The following is a 1,089-nucleotide window of genomic DNA, read 5'->3' on the forward strand; positions in this document are numbered from 1 at the left end:
TCCGGGCCTAAGTCCTCTAATAAATGCACCCTGCCCCTTTAATTTATCAGACAAATCTTTAGGGTTGTTTTTGCTTTTAACCAAGAAATGAGAAAACACAATTATCATCACAGCGTAGAACATCATGTAAAATACTGTTCCGTGCTGGAAATAGTATGTTATATTCGTTAAAAATTGGAAATCCATACTTTCAGCAAATGCGTTTAAAGTTGCAGGAAGTGTTAGAATCATCGCAGCAAAGATCGGCGGCATTATACCGGCAGAGTTAAGCTTAAAAGGCAACTTCCCTTTGTGAGAATGCAAATGTTCAAAACTTTTCTGAGAATGCTCTACAGGCACTTCTCTTCTTGCTTTTTCAACATAAACAACAAACACAATCGCAGCTAATACAGCAACAGAAACAACAATAACAGTTAATTTATCGATTTCACCATTATCTATCAAGTTTACAGTTTGTCCTATAGCTTGTGGCAATCCTGATACAATACCGGCATAAATGATAAGAGAAATACCATTACCAATGCCATATTCGGTTATTTTTTCACCAATCCATATAAGAGTCATGGTGCCTGCAACCAAGGCAAGAATAGCAGTTATATAGAAATCAAAACCAGCATTTGGAATAATTCTTGATTCACCCACAACCTGTGTAGACAAAGCGCTTGTTAACATAAAGGCCTGAAAGGTTGCAATACCCAGAGTAAGCCACCTTGTGTATTGTGCAATTTTTGTCTGTCCTTTCATACCTTCTTGTTGCAAAGACTTTATATGTGGCGAGAAAAATGTTGCAACATATAAGATAATAGACGCTGATATATAGGGCATTATACCCGTAGAAAAGATAGACATCCTTTCTAGGGAGCCACCACCAAAGGCGTTCACAAAATCAAGTATTGTTCCATTACTGTTATTGAAAAACTGGCCCACTAAAACAGCATCAACCCCCGGAATTGGAATAAACGAACCGATTCTAAATAAAATAACACCCGCTAAAACTACTAAAAATTTCTTCAATAACATAACTTTATTCCCCTTCCTTTGTTTTTATATTTAGCTCTTGAACAACACTCGTATCTTTATTCATTGCTT

General features: G+C 36.5%; 1 protein-coding gene. It reads right to left on the bottom strand.

Annotation, left to right across the window (positions count from 1 at the left end; translation table 11 throughout):
* The coding region (gene secY, locus DWA30_RS01720; protein WP_168421716.1) for a preprotein translocase subunit SecY at positions 1 to 1,014 on the bottom strand (1,014 nt) is incomplete at its 3' end.
* Positions 1,015 to 1,089 lie beyond the last annotated feature (75 nt).

It is taken from the genome of Candidatus Ulvibacter alkanivorans (genome assembly GCF_003333325.1).
Lineage (GTDB): Bacteria > Bacteroidota > Bacteroidia > Flavobacteriales > Flavobacteriaceae > Ulvibacter_A > Ulvibacter_A alkanivorans.